This window comes from Pedobacter frigoris, assembly GCF_005116445.1.
GTDB lineage: Bacteria > Bacteroidota > Bacteroidia > Sphingobacteriales > Sphingobacteriaceae > Pedobacter > Pedobacter frigoris.
Genome location: NZ_SWBQ01000006.1, coordinates 41,914 through 57,314 on the forward strand (window position 1 = coordinate 41,914; position 15,401 = coordinate 57,314).

At 41.6% G+C, this 15,401-nt stretch carries 13 protein-coding genes and 1 pseudogene; 7 read left to right on the top strand and 7 right to left on the bottom strand.

The window, feature by feature from the left end:
- Positions 1-35: 35 nt before the first annotated feature.
- The 4 genes from FA047_RS18090 to FA047_RS18105 all read right to left on the bottom strand — a co-directional run bounded on the left by FA047_RS18090 (position 36) and on the right by FA047_RS18105 (position 5,471).
- Positions 36-1,292: an anthranilate synthase component I family protein gene (locus FA047_RS18090; RefSeq protein ID WP_136837507.1), complete on the bottom strand. Its 1,257-nt coding sequence runs from the start codon at positions 1,290-1,292 to the stop codon at positions 36-38.
- Between the two features lie 97 nt (positions 1,293-1,389).
- The gene (locus FA047_RS18095; protein WP_136837508.1) at positions 1,390-2,667 is read right to left on the bottom strand and encodes an adenylosuccinate synthase; all 1,278 of its coding nucleotides are present in this window, start codon (positions 2,665-2,667) and stop codon (positions 1,390-1,392) included.
- A 40-nt stretch (positions 2,668-2,707) separates the two neighbouring features.
- The gene (locus tag FA047_RS18100; RefSeq protein ID WP_136837509.1) at positions 2,708-3,199 is read right to left on the bottom strand and encodes a Fur family transcriptional regulator; all 492 of its coding nucleotides are present in this window, start codon (positions 3,197-3,199) and stop codon (positions 2,708-2,710) included.
- A 64-nt stretch (positions 3,200-3,263) separates the two neighbouring features.
- Positions 3,264-5,471 (bottom strand): RelA/SpoT family protein, encoded by a 2,208-nt coding sequence (locus FA047_RS18105; protein WP_136837510.1) that lies wholly within the window; start codon positions 5,469-5,471, stop codon positions 3,264-3,266.
- Positions 5,472-5,699: 228 nt separating this feature from the next.
- Between FA047_RS18105 and FA047_RS18110 the strand changes: the two genes are divergently transcribed.
- From FA047_RS18110 to FA047_RS18125, 4 genes are all read left to right on the top strand, one after another.
- Positions 5,700-6,332 (top strand): DUF4294 domain-containing protein, encoded by a 633-nt coding sequence (locus FA047_RS18110; protein WP_136837511.1) that lies wholly within the window; start codon positions 5,700-5,702, stop codon positions 6,330-6,332.
- 4 nt (positions 6,333-6,336) lie between these two features.
- Positions 6,337-6,810, top strand: a complete 474-nt coding sequence (locus FA047_RS18115; protein WP_136837512.1) for a glutathione peroxidase — start codon at positions 6,337-6,339, stop codon at positions 6,808-6,810.
- A 30-nt stretch (positions 6,811-6,840) separates the two neighbouring features.
- Complete coding sequence (gene bshB1 / locus FA047_RS18120; RefSeq protein ID WP_136837513.1) at positions 6,841-7,557, top strand: bacillithiol biosynthesis deacetylase BshB1; 717 nt, start codon at positions 6,841-6,843, stop codon at positions 7,555-7,557.
- Between the two features lie 66 nt (positions 7,558-7,623).
- A complete protein-coding gene (locus FA047_RS18125) occupies positions 7,624-8,985 on the top strand; it encodes an acyl-CoA dehydrogenase family protein (RefSeq protein ID WP_136837514.1) in 1,362 nt (453 codons plus the stop codon).
- A gap of 4 nt (positions 8,986-8,989) precedes the next feature.
- Here FA047_RS18125 and lat read toward each other — a convergent pair whose 3' ends face one another.
- Entirely contained in the window at positions 8,990-10,321 is a 1,332-nt protein-coding gene (gene lat / locus FA047_RS18130; protein WP_136837515.1) for an L-lysine 6-transaminase, read from the bottom strand.
- A gap of 31 nt (positions 10,322-10,352) precedes the next feature.
- On the bottom strand, positions 10,353-11,222 hold the full coding sequence (locus FA047_RS18135) for a 1-aminocyclopropane-1-carboxylate deaminase/D-cysteine desulfhydrase (protein WP_136837516.1): 870 nt from the start codon (positions 11,220-11,222) through the stop codon (positions 10,353-10,355).
- A 319-nt stretch (positions 11,223-11,541) separates the two neighbouring features.
- On the opposite strand from FA047_RS18135, the gene FA047_RS18140 reads away from it, so the two are divergent.
- The 3 genes and pseudogenes from FA047_RS18140 (at position 11,542) to FA047_RS18150 (ending at position 14,437) form a co-directional block, all read left to right on the top strand.
- Entirely contained in the window at positions 11,542-12,573 is a 1,032-nt protein-coding gene (locus tag FA047_RS18140) for an RluA family pseudouridine synthase (protein WP_136837517.1), read from the top strand.
- A complete protein-coding gene (locus FA047_RS18145) occupies positions 12,574-13,413 on the top strand; it encodes an aminotransferase class IV (protein WP_136837518.1) in 840 nt (279 codons plus the stop codon).
- Positions 13,414-13,454: 41 nt separating this feature from the next.
- A pseudogene (locus FA047_RS18150) lies at positions 13,455-14,437 on the top strand (2-hydroxyacid dehydrogenase).
- A gap of 17 nt (positions 14,438-14,454) precedes the next feature.
- Here FA047_RS18150 and fmt read toward each other — a convergent pair.
- Positions 14,455-15,363, bottom strand: a complete 909-nt coding sequence (gene fmt, locus FA047_RS18155) for a methionyl-tRNA formyltransferase (protein WP_136837519.1) — start codon at positions 15,361-15,363, stop codon at positions 14,455-14,457.
- Positions 15,364-15,401 lie beyond the last annotated feature (38 nt).

Genomic DNA, 15,401 nt, shown 5'->3' on the forward strand with positions numbered 1-15,401 from the left:
TTATTAGACAGGCTGCCAGCTATTTGGCGGCCTTTTTAATGCCCCAAAGTTTGCATGATGGCTTCAGCCTTCAATAGACACTCCTGATATTCCAGTTCAGCAACTGCAGCATAAGTAATTGCACCGCCTACCTGGAAAGATAAATACCGCGATTCCGCATTATAAAGAATACTCCTGATCACTACATTGAAGTCGAAATCACCCTCAGGCGTAATGTATCCAAATGAACCTGAATAAGCCCCTCGTTTGCTGGATTCATACTGCTCTATCAATTCCATCGCTTTTACCTTTGGTGCTCCAGTCATAGAACCCATCGGGAAGGCGTTTTTCAATACATCAACGATGTGGACTTCCGCAGCAAGTTCTGCACTTACTGTAGATATCATCTGATAAACTTGTCTGAAACCATAAATTCCAAATAACTCTTCAACTCTTACACTGCCCTTTACGGCACTTTTTGTAAGGTCATTTCTTACCAGGTCTACAATCATTACGTTTTCAGCCCGTTCCTTCTCATCTTGTTGCAGGCTAACTTTGATGGATTCATCTTCAATCGGATCTATACTTCGTTTGGCTGTACCTTTTATAGGCTGTGAAATCAGCCGCTTTTGTCTTTTGCAGATAAATCGCTCTGGACTGGCAGATAGAATATAGCAATCCTTTATTTTAAAGAAACCCGAAAAAGGGGTAGGGGAGATCTTGTTTAGTTCCCTGTAAATTCCAAGCGGATCAATACTGGCATGATGTGCAAAGAATTCCTGACAAAAATTGACTTCATAAAGATCTCCTTTAAGGATATGCTGCTGTAATTGCTTAACCGTTTTTATATAGGCATCTTTGGATATTCTACTCGTTATCTCTGGTCTTATCCTTACTGTTTCATCGTTAAGGACTAGCATGTTTATCTGATCTAAGATATCTTCTTTATTTCCAATCAGTACTTTAATCTCCCCATTCGCTATTACAAAAAGATATTGAGGTATAAAAAAGAACAAATCAGGAAAACCAAGTTCATCGGTATTTGCAGAATTTAAAGCTTCAATCTCATTTTTCAGATCATAACTCAATAGCCCAAACATCCAGTCCTGATGTTCATCGTAAAAGGATTTGAGCCCTTCAAATGCATTGCCAGAATGATGCGTAATGCTTTTATCGATCCCTGCTGCAATCAAAAAATCAAATGCACCATAAGCATCTGGGTAATCATTAGAGTCCAGACAGCAACAGGTATCAAAACTACCGGCCCATTGCAGTGCCCTCTGCTTAAAAAGATGTAAATCCTGAACCTTCATTTAGTTGCGCAAATGTATATAATAAGCAGCGGATTTCGCAAATGAAAGCCAATGAAAAAGGCGACCATTGGCCGCCTTTACAATATAATAGTAAGTATTAATCTAATATCAATGTTTGAGTTCTGTCAGGCCCCACAGAAAGATATTTCACAGGCACCTCAAGCTCTTGTTCCAAAAATGCAATGTATTCCGCCAGTTTAGCCGGAATTTCGTCAGTTTTAGTAATTTTGGTTACATCTGTTTTCCAGCCCTGAATTTCTTTAAGAACAGGGGTAGGTTTTACAGTGATGATATCATATGGCATGTAATCTATCGTTTCGCCGTTATGCTCATAATGCGTACATGCATAGATCGTATCAAAACCATCCAAAACATCAGCTTTCATCATGATCAGCTCTGTTACACCATTTAGCATAATCGCGTATTTTAGTGCAGGAAGATCGATCCATCCGCAACGGCGTGCACGTCCTGTTGTTGCTCCGAATTCATGACCAACTTTACGCAAAGTTTCGCCAACTTCATCGTCAAGTTCAGTAGGGAAAGGTCCGCCACCAACACGTGTGCAATATGCTTTGAAAATACCGTATACATGACCTACTTTATTGGGCGCTATGCCCAATCCTGTACATGCACCGGCAGTTGTAGTATTGGAAGAAGTAACGAACGGATAAGAACCAAAATCTACATCAAGCAAAGTGCCTTGGGCACCTTCTGCCAATACAGTTTTTCCTTCTTTCAAAAATCCGTTTACATAATGCTCACTGTCAACATGAGGAATGTTTTTAATGAATTCTATGGCTTCAAAGAAAGCAGCTTCTTTCTCTGTAAGGTCGTATTCAAACTCATAATGAGAAAGAATTTCTTTGTGCTTCTCAACAAGCCTGTTATAACGTTCTTTGAAATCAGGTAAAGTGGTGTCGCCTACTCTTAGTCCATTACGGCCGGTTTTGTCCATGTAAGTCGGACCTATACCTTTTAAAGTAGAGCCAATTTTATCCTTGCCCATTTTCTGCTCATTAGCAGCATCAAGTAACTGATGCGTAGGTAAGATCAAATGTGCTTTACGTGCGATAACAAGTTTTCCTTTAGCAACAGGATCATGACCTGCTGTTTTAAGGTTGTCTAATTCTCTTTTTAAAATGATGGGATCAATTACCACACCATTTCCGATTAAGTTCATTGTTTTTTCATTGAAAATACCTGATGGAATGGTATTTAAAACAAATTTTTTGCCATCAAACTCTAAAGTATGTCCGGCATTCGGACCGCCTTGAAAACGAGCTATCAAATCATATTGTGGACTTAGTACATCAACAATTTTACCTTTGCCTTCATCGCCCCATTGCAGGCCCAGAAGCACGTCTACTTGCGTCATTCTTTAAATTTAAAAATAGAAATATTTATAATTGGATATATTAACTAGCGTTTTTAATGTTAGCACTTTGGGTATTCATCGCTGCTTTTGCAGAGCAATCAAAGCAACTGCCGTATAAATTAAGCGAATGGTGTTTAATCTCAAATTTAAGCAAATCACCAATCATACTTTGAATCTGATGAATACGGGGATCGCAGAATTCTACCACTTTTCCGCAATCGATACAGATTACGTGGTCGTGCTGATGATAGCCGTAAGATTTCTCAAATTGTGCCATGTTTTTACCAAACTGATGTTTTGTAACCAGGTCACATGAAACTAATAATTCCAGTGTGTTGTATACAGTTGCCCTGCTCACACGGTATTTCTGGTTTTTCATATGGATGTAAAGTGTCTCTACATCAAAATGATCATCTCTTGAATAAATCTCTTCTAAGATGGCAAAACGCTCAGGCGTTTTTCTCAGACTTTTATTTTCGAGGTAGGCTTCGAATATTTTTCTTACCAGCTCGCTGTTGTGGTTTGTAGACATAGTTTTTAAACTCCTTTCAAAGTTACCAATTTTTAGATAAAACGCTAATCATTTAAAAGTATTTTTAGGCATCAAACCTCGTAACACCCGTCACACCTTTTACCTGCAACAGATTTTTAATCAGGTTATCCAGGTGGTCTTTGTCGTTTACGAAGATCATAATTGACCCGTCGAAAATTCCATTGTCCGTATCTACCGTAATAGAGCGCATATTTACTTTGAAATCATTGGATATTACCTTGGTGATGTTGTTGATTAATCCGACATCATCAATTCCGATAATGTGCAGTCCGGTCAGGAATGTCAATTCCTGTTGTTTGTTCCATTTTGCTTTTACCACCCGGTATCCATAATTCGCCATCAACTGTGCTGCATTCGGACAACTCGTACGATGGATTTTAATCCCTTCATTTACAGTTACAAATCCAAATACATCGTCGCCTGGAATAGGATTACAGCATGCTGCTAATGTATAATCAATCTTCTGAAGATCCTCGCCTATCAAAAGGGTGTCGGATTCGGGACCTTTTACTTTATTGAGTAAAGTTTCAATCTGATGATGGTCATTACGCTCCATCCCCCGATTCTCTATTTCTTTTTCACTCGCCAGATAATCTTTCAGATCCTTGAGCTCTATCTTGCCATTGGCCACAGAGATAAATAGTTCCTGGGTAGAGGGCAGTTTAAAGAAATAACTTAATTTATTCAGATTGTCGGTATTGTAAGTAATCTTCAGCGATTTCATTTTACGCTCAAGGGTTTCCTTCCCAGTTTCAGCAATTTTTCTTTTTTCTTCTTTTAATGACGATTTGATCTTGGATTTTGCTTTCGCAGTCACCACTATATTCAGCCAGTCTTCTTTCGGAGCCTGTTTTCCTGAAGTAATGATCTCAACTTGATCTCCATTCTGAAGCTTATGAGACAAAGGTACCAGCTTATGGTTTACCTTGGCTCCGATACATTTAGCGCCTACGTCCGTATGGATCTCAAAAGCAAAATCCAGCGCCGTTGCACCCGTTGGCAATTGTATCAGCGCTCCCTTAGGTGTAAAAATGAAAATCTCATCCGAAAAGAGGTTCATCTTGAAATCATCCAGGAAGTCCAGTGCATTGGCCTCTGGATTATTCAGCATCTCTCTGACCTTCATGATCCATTGATCCAGGCCATTGTCATTGCTGGACTCTTTATATTTCCAATGTGCCGCAAAACCCTTTTCCGCAATTTCATTCATTCGCTGTGTACGGATCTGAACTTCCACCCACTGGCCTTTTGGACCCATTACCGTGGTATGCAGCGACTCATAGCCGTTTCCTTTTGGTGATGAGACCCAGTCTCTTAATCTGTCAGGGTTTGGCCTGTACAAATCCGTCACTATCGAGTATGCTTTCCAGCAGTCTGCTTTCTCATGCTCCGGCAGGCTGTCCAATATAATTCTGATGGCAAATAGGTCGTAAACTTCCTCGAAAGGAATGTTTTTGCTTTTCATCTTGTTCCAGATGGAATGGATAGATTTCGGGCGGCCGTAAATATTTGCATGGAGGCCCTGTTCAGCCAGGATTTCATTTATAGGTTCTACAAACCGTTTAATAAATAACGTTCTTTCTGCCTTTTTTTCGTTGAGTTGCGTCGCAATGTACTTGTAAGTATCGGGCTCAAGATATTTCATCGACAAGTCTTCAAGCTCAGATTTAATCGCATACAAACCCAGCCTGTGTGCCAGCGGGGCATATAGGTAAATGGTTTCCGACGCTATTTTCAATTGCTTCTGTCTGGGCATAAAATCCATCGTCCGCATGTTATGGAGCCTGTCGGCAAGTTTGATTAAGATCACCCTAACATCATCGGCCAGAGTAAGCAGCATCTTCCTGAAATTTTCTGCCTGCAGGGAGCTATTGTAGTCAAATACGCCTGATATTTTGGTCAGTCCGTCAATGATCTTAGCAGTCTTTTTCCCAAATTCACGCTCAATGTCTTCAAGTGTGATGTCGGTATCCTCTACCACATCATGAAGTAGCGCACACACAATTGATGTCGTACCCAGTCCAATTTCTTCAGCAGCAATCTGTGCCACAGCAATCGGATGATAAATATATGGCTCCCCTGATTTCCGGCGCATATTTTTATGACTTTCCAGAGCCATATCAAATGCTTTTCTGATTTCCTTTTTATCCCCTCTCTGAAGTGTTGGTTTACAGGCACGTAGAAGTGCCCGGTATCGTTTTAATATCTCCTGCTTTTCTGCTTCTAAATCAATTACTAGCGCGTTCTTCATCGGTATATGCATATTTGTGGTGGTAGTATCCCTAAATCTAATCTTTTTTTATAAAGAAGATGCCAATTATAAACAATAATTCCTCCAAAATTAAGTTTGTCATTAGGATTTAACGTATTGTATTATTTACGTAAAAAATATGGCCTTTAAAGGTTAAAATATTATATTAGAGTTTAAAATAGGAATCAGCAAGCTAAATTAGCTTTACCTTTACAGAGGCATAAATTTATGAAATTTTACAGGTTATTTCTTCTGCTGAGTGTCATTATTAGCTGCGTGTCAGTTAAAGGACAAACTGGTGCAATACCAACTAAGCAAATGGATGTAAAAATGCCTCAGCTCAGTAAAAATGATACCATACGTGTTGCCGCTACTAATGATAACGGAGAAATGATTGCATGGATCCCGCTACGTGAAGTTGCCATCTACGGAATCAGGATATTTAAGACCCAGGCAGACCGTGTTGCATTTGACAGGCTGAGGTATAACGTATTAAAGGTAATGCCTTATGCTTTATTCGCAAAAAGGAGATACGAACAACTGGAAAGGGACTTGGCACAGACTACCGTAAAAAAGGAACAGAAAAAACTGGTCAAGCAATGCGATAAGGAAATAAAGGACATGTTTAACCGCGAAATAAAGGAATTGACAATAACTCAGGGCCAGATTCTAACAAAGTTAATCGATCGTGAAGTAGGGAGAACAACCTATGACATTATAAAGGAAACCAAAGGTGGGATTACTGCTTTTGTATACCAGTCCGTTGCAAGGGTTGTTGGCCATAATCTTAAGAGTACATATAATCCTCAGGAAGATAGAGACATCGAATCCATCATCGTTTCCTCAGGATATTACCAATAACATCATGTCTGAAAGCACAAAAAGCATACACCAGTTCAAATTAAAATTGAATGGTGCTGATAAAAGTTTATCCGATTACAGGAATAAAATGTTACTGCTGGTAAATATCGCATCCGGCTGCGGTTTCGCTCCTCAGCTTAAGGAACTGCAACAGTTAAGGGACGAGTTTGCTGCACAGGGATTTGAAGTACTCGGATTTCCCTCAAATGATTTCGGCCGTCAGGAGCCTCTTGAAGGCCAGGCCATTAATCAATACTGCGAAGCAACATATGGTGTTCAATTCCCTGTTTTTGAAAAGATATTCGTTCGCGGCGAACATGCTCATCCATTATTCAAAATGCTCACACAGACTTCCACCCCGAGATGGAACTTTCACAAATATCTTGTCAATAAGGAAGGTGAAGTGGTCGACTATTTCTTTCCCTTTACAAAGCCTTTATCTTCCAAAATAAAAAAGAAAATACAAAAGTTGATTTAATACGCCCTATAAATACACAAATTGAATATCATGAAGTTAGACATACTTGTACTGGCCGTTCATCCTGATGATGCAGAGCTGGGCTGTTCAGGAACAATAGTGAAGCACATTGCACAGGGTAGAAAAGTAGGAATCATAGATTTTACCAGAGGTGAACTGGGCACCCGGGGTACCGCAGAAACCCGCGATTTAGAAGCTGCTGAATCTGCTAAAATACTCGGCCTGCATGCCCGTGAAAACTTAAGGTTCAGGGATGGATTTTTCCAGAATGATGAATACCATCAGTTAGAAATCATCCGGATGATCCGTAAGTATCAGCCAGAGATTATTTTAACCAATGCTTTGCACGACAGGCATCCTGATCATGGAAGAGCGGGAGATCTTTCCAATGATGCCTGTTTCTTATCTGGCCTTGCCAAAATCAGCACTGAAGTGGATGGTGCGGAACAAAAGCCATGGAGACCTGCAATGGTGCTTCAATACATTCAGGACAGGTACATCAAGCCGGATATCATTGTTGATATCACCGATCATATGGATGCCAAAATAGCCTCTATAAAAGCCTTTAAGACTCAATTCTTCAATCCTGAACTGGATGGGCCGGATACTTACATTTCGTCTCCCGACTTTTTTGAAAGCGTAATCGGCAGGGCCCGCGAATTCGGCAAATCGATAGGTGCTACTTATGGAGAAGGGTTTACCTCACGCAAACTTTTGGGAGTAGATGATCTTTTTAACCTCAGATAACCGGGTCAAATTTCGTAAATCCAACAAAAATGGCCATATTTTGTTTTGTTATACAAACTACAGCATATGGCCAATATCTTTTCTTCCCTCAAAAATGCATATACACTCTTCAAGAGTGTTGATTTTGCAAAACTCGAAGCACTTTCCAAAAAGGTAGACCTTACTAAAATTGTTGATACTGTTTCTAATCTTGATGAAACCCAGATAAAGGGCCTCATGAAAATGATGGAAACCCCACACAAAAAGAGAGAACTGCCACCTATCGAAGGGGATTTCTACCATCTGGGTGAAGAGGCGCTTAAGGATGAAGATAGGGCACTTCAGTTAACCGTCAGAGCCTTTCTGGAAAAGGAAGTAAAACCAATTGTAAATCAATATTGGCTTAAAGCCGAATTCCCCCATGAGCTTATTCCTAAAATAGCAGAACTCAATATATGCGGACTTACCTATAATGGCTATGGATGTCCCAATAAATCAAATCTGATGGAAGGAATGCTCGCAATGGAGATGGCCAGGGTCGATACTTCTATTTCTACTTTTTTCGGTGTACAAAGCGGACTGGCGATGGGTTCTATCTATCTGCTGGGTTCGGAGCAGCAAAAACAGGAATGGCTTCCGTCTATGCAGCAATTCAAGGCCATAGGTGCATTTGGACTTACTGAGCCGGAAGTGGGTTCAGGGGCCGCAGGCGGACTCACCACTACTGCCAAAAGAAATGGTAATAAGTGGATCCTTAATGGACAAAAGAAATGGATCGGCAATGCTACCTTTTCAGACATAACCATCATCTGGGCCCGTGATTTGGATGATAACGAAGTCAAAGGATTCCTGGTAAGGAAAGGCAATAGAGGATTCAAAGTAGAGAAAATGCAGGATAAGATGGCGCTCCGGATTGTGCAAAACGGTTTGATTACGCTGACGAACTGCGAGGTGGATGAGGAAGACAGGCTTCAAAACGCCAATTCATTTAAGGATACTGCAAAAGTACTCAAAATGACGAGGGCAGGGGTGGCATGGCAGGCTGTCGGTTGTGCCAGAGGGGCTTATGAAAGCGCACTCGCCTATACCCGCACGCGTAAGCAATTTGGCAAACCCATTGCGGCTTATCAGCTCATCCAAAATCATTTGGTAGAAATGCTTTCCAATTTGACTGCGATGCAAACACTCTGTTTCCGTTTGTCACAATTACAGGATCAAAATCTGCTTACGGATGAGCATGCTTCTCTCGCCAAGGTATTCTGCTCTATGCGTACCAGGGATGTTGTCAGCCGTGCGAGGGAAGTGATGGGCGGCAACGGTATACTTTTGGAATATGATGTAGCCCGCTTTGTTGCTGATGCCGAAGCCATTTACTCTTATGAGGGCACCAAAGAAATCAATACCCTCATCGTCGGACGCGCCATCACCGGTTTTTCCGCCTTTGTATAAGCAATTATAAGCCCGGTAAAATGCGTTCCATTACAGCCATTCCTTCGTCAATGTGTTTCTTCTCTATGCAAAGCGCAGGTCTGAAACGTATGGTCTGACTGCCGCAGCCCAGAAACATCACATTGTTTTCCATCCCTTTGCTGATGAATGCATCACGCATGGCTTTTTCAGGAAAATCAAATGCACAAAGTAATCCTTTACCTCTTACATTACTGATTTTGTCAAATGTCCCGGCAAGCCGTTCTAAGTTTTCTTTCAGATACTGCCCAACGACAGCTGCATTATCGCATAAATTGTCTTCAGCTACAATTTGCAGGATCTGAGAGGACCTCACCATGTCTACAAGATTCCCTCCCCATGTTGAGTTGATGCGTGAAGGAACTTTGAAAACATTTTTTTCTACCTGATCTACCTTGTTGCCTACCAGAATACCACATACCTGCATCTTTTTGCCAAAGGCAATGATATCAGGTCTTGCGTGTTCACTATAATGCTGATGACACCAGAATTTACCAGTCAGTCCTACACCCGTCTGTACTTCATCATAGATCAGGAAGGCATCATTTTCATCAGCAAGTGTTTTCAGCTGGATCAAAAACTCTTCTCTTAAATGGTTGTCGCCACCTTCGGATTGGATTGGCTCTACAATAATGGCACAAATGTCATCTTTGTGATCAGCAAAAGCCTGTTTAATCTGGGCAATGGATGTTTGCTCCGTTTCTATAGCCACCCTTAAGTTTTCATCCTCTAAAGGAAATTTCACTACAGGAACAGCCACTCTCGGCCAGTCAAATTTTGCAAACCATTTTGTCTTATCAGGAAGGGTATTAGTCAGGCTCAGTGTATATCCTGTGCGTCCGTGAAAGGCCTTTTCAAAGTGTAATACTTTAAATCCTTTTTCTTCTTTATAGCCTTTCGCAAAATTCTTCTGAACCTTCCAGTCCATGGCTACCTTAATGGCATTTTCAACTGCCAGTCCGCCGCCAGCTATAAAAAATGCATGAGGCAGGTAGGAGGGAATGCCGTGTTTAGAAAAAGTATCTACAAACTGGGCATACTGCTGCGTATACACATCCGAATTTGATGGGTTGGCTAATGCCGCCTGAAGGAGATTTTTTTTGAAGGCTTCATCATTGACCATTTTAGGATGATTGTAACCTAAGGGAACGGAAGCAAAGCAAGTAAAGAAATCCAGGAGAGCACGGTTGTATTTAGAATCATAAATATAAGCTCCCTGACTTTTTTCCATGTCGTAGGTGAGGTCAAGCCCATCGGCTAAGATATGCTTACTTAGCGTTTCGTTTACTTTGTCCGGAGCAACAGTTAGCTGATACATAACTTCTATTTTTGATATGTATCAAAGGTAACTAAAATTTATCCTTCATGCCCATTATCCCAAGCAGTCCTCCGGTATGGATAGCGAGGATCTTTTCATTTGCTTTGAAGTAATCTTTTTTCAGCAGATCATCGATAGCAAAAAACATCTTCGAGGTATAAACCGGATCTATGAGCATGCCTTCTTCAGCAATAAAGCTTTTCATAAAATGAATGAGTTCTGGTTGTGTTTTCGCATAGCCTCCAAAGTGATAATCGGTATGGAGGGTCAGCTGGTCAGATTTTCCGGTATAGCTTACGATTTCATCGGCTATAAAATCACCACCTTTTAAAACTGGGATCACATGCAGCTGCGTTTTGAGTCCCTGCTGATGAATGCCTTTTAGAAGGCCCGCTGCGGTAGTACCCGTGCCGGCTGCACAAAATATATGATCTATATTGTTAGGGAGTTCCCCGATGATTTCAGCACAGCCTTCCACCGCTTCAGTACAGGCGCCGCCCTCGTCCACAAAAAATGCGTCCTGATCGTCGCCGTAGTGAATGCTGAACAGTGAGTTCTTATCTTTATAGCTTGTTCTGTCGGTAAAAATCAGGTTCATTCCGAACAACTTACATAATGCAAGCATTTCATTTTCTACCTGTTCGCCACGTACAAAGGCAGTACTTTTCAGTCCGGCCCTGCAGCATGCAGCGGCGGTTGCTACTAAATGATTGGAATAGGCACCTCCAAAGGTCACGATGTGACTTTTAGATTTTTCCTGAACTTCCTGAAGTATGTATTTGAGTTTACGCCATTTATTCCCTGAGATGTAAGGGTCAATTAAATCATCTCTTTTAACCTGGACCTGGTGTCTTGACTGATGTTTTAATTGTTGTAATGGGCTATAAATATCTGTAAACATGAATACAAATATAAATGCCTTTGCTGATAAACCTCGCTATTTATTCGCGAGGCAACAGTATTAAGGTCTGAAGTATATTTTTCTGATCAGGTAGGGGAAAAAGTTAAGGATGATCTTAACATTTTGAGTAAAATTTTTCATAAGCAGTTTTTTATATGAGAACAAGCAGTCCTCAAAGAATAGGCCAATTTCTTTTTCTGGATGTTCCCGGTAAAAGATTAGTTTTGCAGTTGAAATACATAATGAACTTTAATGTTATCTAAACGTATAACAATGCAGGAATCAGTGTGTTTCTTAACATAAAGAAAATATAGTTTTAATGGAAAATATCACCAGCGGGCAGGAGTTAGAAGATCAGGATCTGTACGAACATCTGAACATTGTTGTAGATAAAGGACAGTCTTTGCTACGAATTGACAAATTTTTGATGTATAGGGTAGAAAATGCTTCGCGCAACAGGATACAGAACGCCATAGATGCTGGGAATGTCCTGGTCAACAAAAAGACGATTAAGCCAAGTTATAAAGTTAAGCCTGCCGATGAAATTTCTGTTGTCTTCCCGCATCCGCCTAGGGATACCGAAGTTTATCCTGAAGACATACCATTAGATATCGTATATGAAGACAATGATTTGCTTGTGGTAAATAAACCTGCTGGTATGGTCGTGCATCCGGGCTACAACAATTATACGGGTACACTGGTAAATGCGCTGGCCTTCCATTTTGAGCAACTTCCTCAGCTACCTGGTAATGAAGGCAGACCAGGCCTCGTACACCGAATTGATAAAGATACATCAGGCTTATTGCTCATCAGCAAAAACGAAATCACGATGACCAAACTGGCCAAACAGTTCTTTGACCACAGCATCACCCGTAAGTATGTTGCCCTTGCCTGGGGAGATATCGCTGACAATGGTACAGTTACAGGTTATATCGGGCGTAGCTTAAAGAACCGCATTGTGATGGATGTATATGACGATGAAGAAAAAGGTAAGTGGTCCGTAACACATTATACCGTTCTTGAGCGTTTAGGATATGTAACTTTAATCAGCTGCCAGTTAGAAACTGGCCGTACACATCAGATCAGGGCACATATGCAGCATATCGGACATCCTTTATTTAATGATGCCAATTACGGGGGCGATAAAATTGTAAAAGGTACTACCTTCAATAAGTACAAGCAATTTGTTCAAAATACTTTTGGGCTTTTACCGCGTCAGGCACTTCACGCACAAACTTTAGGATTTATTCATCCTACTACTAAAAAATACATGGAATTTGAAGCGCCTTTGCCTTCTGATTTCGACTCCGCTCTAAACAAATGGAGAAATTACATTGTACAGCCCCAATAAATGCAACAGGAATACATCATACATAACGACGAGTTTATACCTGTAAATCAACCCATTCTTACTGCCCATAACCGGGGATTCAGGTATGGCGATGGACTGTTTGAGTCTATGCGCATGGTTAATGGGAAGCTTAAATTTGCCGAGCAGCATGCCGACAGACTGAAAGCCGGGATGAAAGCATTGAAAATGGAAGGGGCAAATCTGCTCGATGAGTATTTCCTGAAGCAGAAAACAGCAGAACTTTGTAAGAAAAATAAACTGAAAGACAATGTACGTTTCCGTTTGTCAGTTTATCGGGATGGAGAAGGTCTCTATACACCCGCGACCAATAAATCCGGTTATGTACTGGAGGCAAGTCCCCTTACGGAAAGTACTTACGAGCTCAATAAAAAGGGATTGATCGTAGATGTATACGATGAACTCACAAAATCTGTTGATAAGCTTGCTAACTACAAGACCTGCAATTCTTTGGTCTATGTTATGGCCGGTCTTTATAAAAAGCAACACAGCCTGGATGAAGTATTTATCCTGAATCACAATGGCTTTTTATGCGAAAGCATCAGCTCAAATGTATTTGTGGTGTACAACAAACAGATCTATACCCCGGCATTATCTGAAGGCTGTATTTCGGGGGTCATGCGCGGAGTAGTGATGAATATCGCCAAAACCAACAACATTCAAATCGTAGAAGCACAGATCAATCCGGAGGTTTTAAAGGAAGCCGAGGAGGTATTCATCACCAACGCTATCGGGGGAATCCGCTGGGTGATGGGATACGGCAGAAAGCGTTACTTCAATGAGGTGACCAAGCTGCTGAGTGCAAAACTCAATGTACTGTAATTTCCGCCCGGCTTTATACTATTTGTGCTATATTTACTTTTATGAAAATCGCCGTATTCAGTACCTGCCAGTATGATGAAGAATTTTTAAGCCGCTTCAATACCGGTCACGAACTGTCTTTTTTTAGCGTTGCCTTAAACGAAGATACCGCTAAACTGGCTGATGGATTTGATGCGATCTGCGTTTTTGTAAATGACAGCATCAATACTGCTGTGTTGAACCAACTGCATAAAAATGGCTTAAAATTAATTGTTCTGCGCTGTGCAGGCTTTAACAATGTAGACATTTCCACTGCAACGCAATTCGGTATTCCGGTACTTCGCGTACCCGCTTATTCTCCAGAGGCAGTGGCTGAGCATGCAATGGCATTGATCCTTACACTCAATAGGAAAACGCATAAGGCTTATAATCGCGTAAGGGAAGGTAATTTTTCTCTGGAGCGGCTGATGGGATTTAATCTTCACGGACGTAAGGTTGCCGTAGTAGGTACAGGAAATATCGGAGCTGCCTTTTGCCGGATTTTAGCCGGATTTGGCTGCCGGATCAATGCCTATGATCCCTATCCCTCAGAAACACTAAAAAGGAATGGAGTAGTTTACGGCAACCTGGAAGACACACTTGCAGATGCTGATGTGGTAGCCCTGCATTGCCCTTTAACGGAACAGACCAATCACCTGATCAATGCCGAAAGCCTTAAGCTTTTAAACAAGGGGCTATGCTGATCAACACCAGCAGGGGCGGACTCGTCGATACCAAAGCAGTTATTGAGGCTTTGAAAACAGGGCAACTGGGGTCACTGGGTTTTGATGTCTATGAGCAGGAATCGGCGCTCTTTTTTCACGATCGATCGGAAGATGTGATACAGGATGACCTCATCACCAGGCTCATTTCCTTTCCCAATGTGCTGATTACCTCACACCAGGGGTTTTTCACCAAAGAGGCCATGGAGGAAATCGCCAAAACTACTTTCGGAAACCTTGATGCCTTTGTCAAAGGAGAAGAGCTGGTCAACCGCGTAAAGTAAATGCTCTCAGGCGCTCTCTATAAGCGCATTCCCCTTAAGAATTCATCAACCAGCATTCGCTTTTTACCCTCATATTGAAGATCTGTCAGCTTGATAAACCCATCTCTGGCTGCAAATTTCAGGTAAGTCTTACCGTCGGATAAGAACGCTCCCGGTGAAATTCCCGGTTCCTTATCTTCCAGCTCTGCTTTAAAAACTTTCAGCGTCTTATCGTTCAGTTTTGTAAAAGCGGTTGGGTACGGACTCAATCCGCGTATCAGATTGTATATCTTTGCGGCCGGTTGGTTCCAGTCGATCTGACAATGCTCTTTAAAGATTTTAGGTGCATGTTTAAGTTCATCACTCTGAGGTTGTGGCTGCTCTGTATATTCACCTGTGGCAATAGCCTGAACAGTGCGGGTCAGCAGACCGGCACCTACATTCATCAGTTTATCATGCAATTCACCCGCAGTTTCATCCTCAGCAATAGCTACACCTTCAGAGAAAATAATATCTCCGGTATCAATTTCATGTTTCAGGAAAAACGTCGTAACCCCGCTTTCTTTTTCCCCATTGATGATCGCATGGTTAATTGGTGCGGCACCCCTGTACTGCGGCAGAAGGGAGCCGTGAAGATTGATGGTGCCCATGCGAGGCATGTTCCAAACCACTTCAGGAAGCATTCTAAACGCCACTACTACATGCAGATCTGCCTGCAATGCCCGTAGTTCTTCAATAAACAAAGGGTCCTTCAGTTTCAGGGGCTGCAATACCTTGATGCCTTTTGATATAGCATATTGCTTTACTGCACTTTCCTGAAGTTTTTGTCCGCGGCCGGCAGGTTTATCTGCTGCGGTTACTACAGCTGCAATGTCAAATCCTCCTGCTACCAATGCATTCAGGGAAGCAACTGCAAAGTCCGGGGTGCCCATGAAAACTATTTTCATAATTTCTTGTTTGTGATTAACGGTTATGACGCTATTGC

Excerpts from the sequence above, each read along its gene's own strand:
- FA047_RS18090 (WP_136837507.1), bottom strand. The coding sequence starts at position 1,292 with ATGAAGGTTCAGGATTTACATCTTTTTAAGCAGAGGGCACTGCAATGG.
- FA047_RS18095 (WP_136837508.1), bottom strand. The coding sequence starts at position 2,667 with ATGACGCAAGTAGACGTGCTTCTGGGCCTGCAATGGGGCGATGAAGGC.
- FA047_RS18100 (WP_136837509.1), bottom strand. The coding sequence starts at position 3,199 with ATGTCTACAAACCACAACAGCGAGCTGGTAAGAAAAATATTCGAAGCC.
- FA047_RS18105 (WP_136837510.1), bottom strand. The coding sequence starts at position 5,471 with ATGAAGAACGCGCTAGTAATTGATTTAGAAGCAGAAAAGCAGGAGATA.
- FA047_RS18110 (WP_136837511.1), top strand. The coding sequence starts at position 5,700 with ATGAAATTTTACAGGTTATTTCTTCTGCTGAGTGTCATTATTAGCTGC.
- FA047_RS18115 (WP_136837512.1), top strand. The coding sequence starts at position 6,337 with ATGTCTGAAAGCACAAAAAGCATACACCAGTTCAAATTAAAATTGAAT.
- bshB1 (WP_136837513.1), top strand. The coding sequence starts at position 6,841 with ATGAAGTTAGACATACTTGTACTGGCCGTTCATCCTGATGATGCAGAG.
- FA047_RS18125 (WP_136837514.1), top strand. The coding sequence starts at position 7,624 with ATGGCCAATATCTTTTCTTCCCTCAAAAATGCATATACACTCTTCAAG.
- lat (WP_136837515.1), bottom strand. The coding sequence starts at position 10,321 with ATGTATCAGCTAACTGTTGCTCCGGACAAAGTAAACGAAACGCTAAGT.
- FA047_RS18135 (WP_136837516.1), bottom strand. The coding sequence starts at position 11,222 with ATGTTTACAGATATTTATAGCCCATTACAACAATTAAAACATCAGTCA.
- FA047_RS18140 (WP_136837517.1), top strand. The coding sequence starts at position 11,542 with ATGGAAAATATCACCAGCGGGCAGGAGTTAGAAGATCAGGATCTGTAC.
- FA047_RS18145 (WP_136837518.1), top strand. The coding sequence starts at position 12,574 with ATGCAACAGGAATACATCATACATAACGACGAGTTTATACCTGTAAAT.
- fmt (WP_136837519.1), bottom strand. The coding sequence starts at position 15,363 with ATGAAAATAGTTTTCATGGGCACCCCGGACTTTGCAGTTGCTTCCCTG.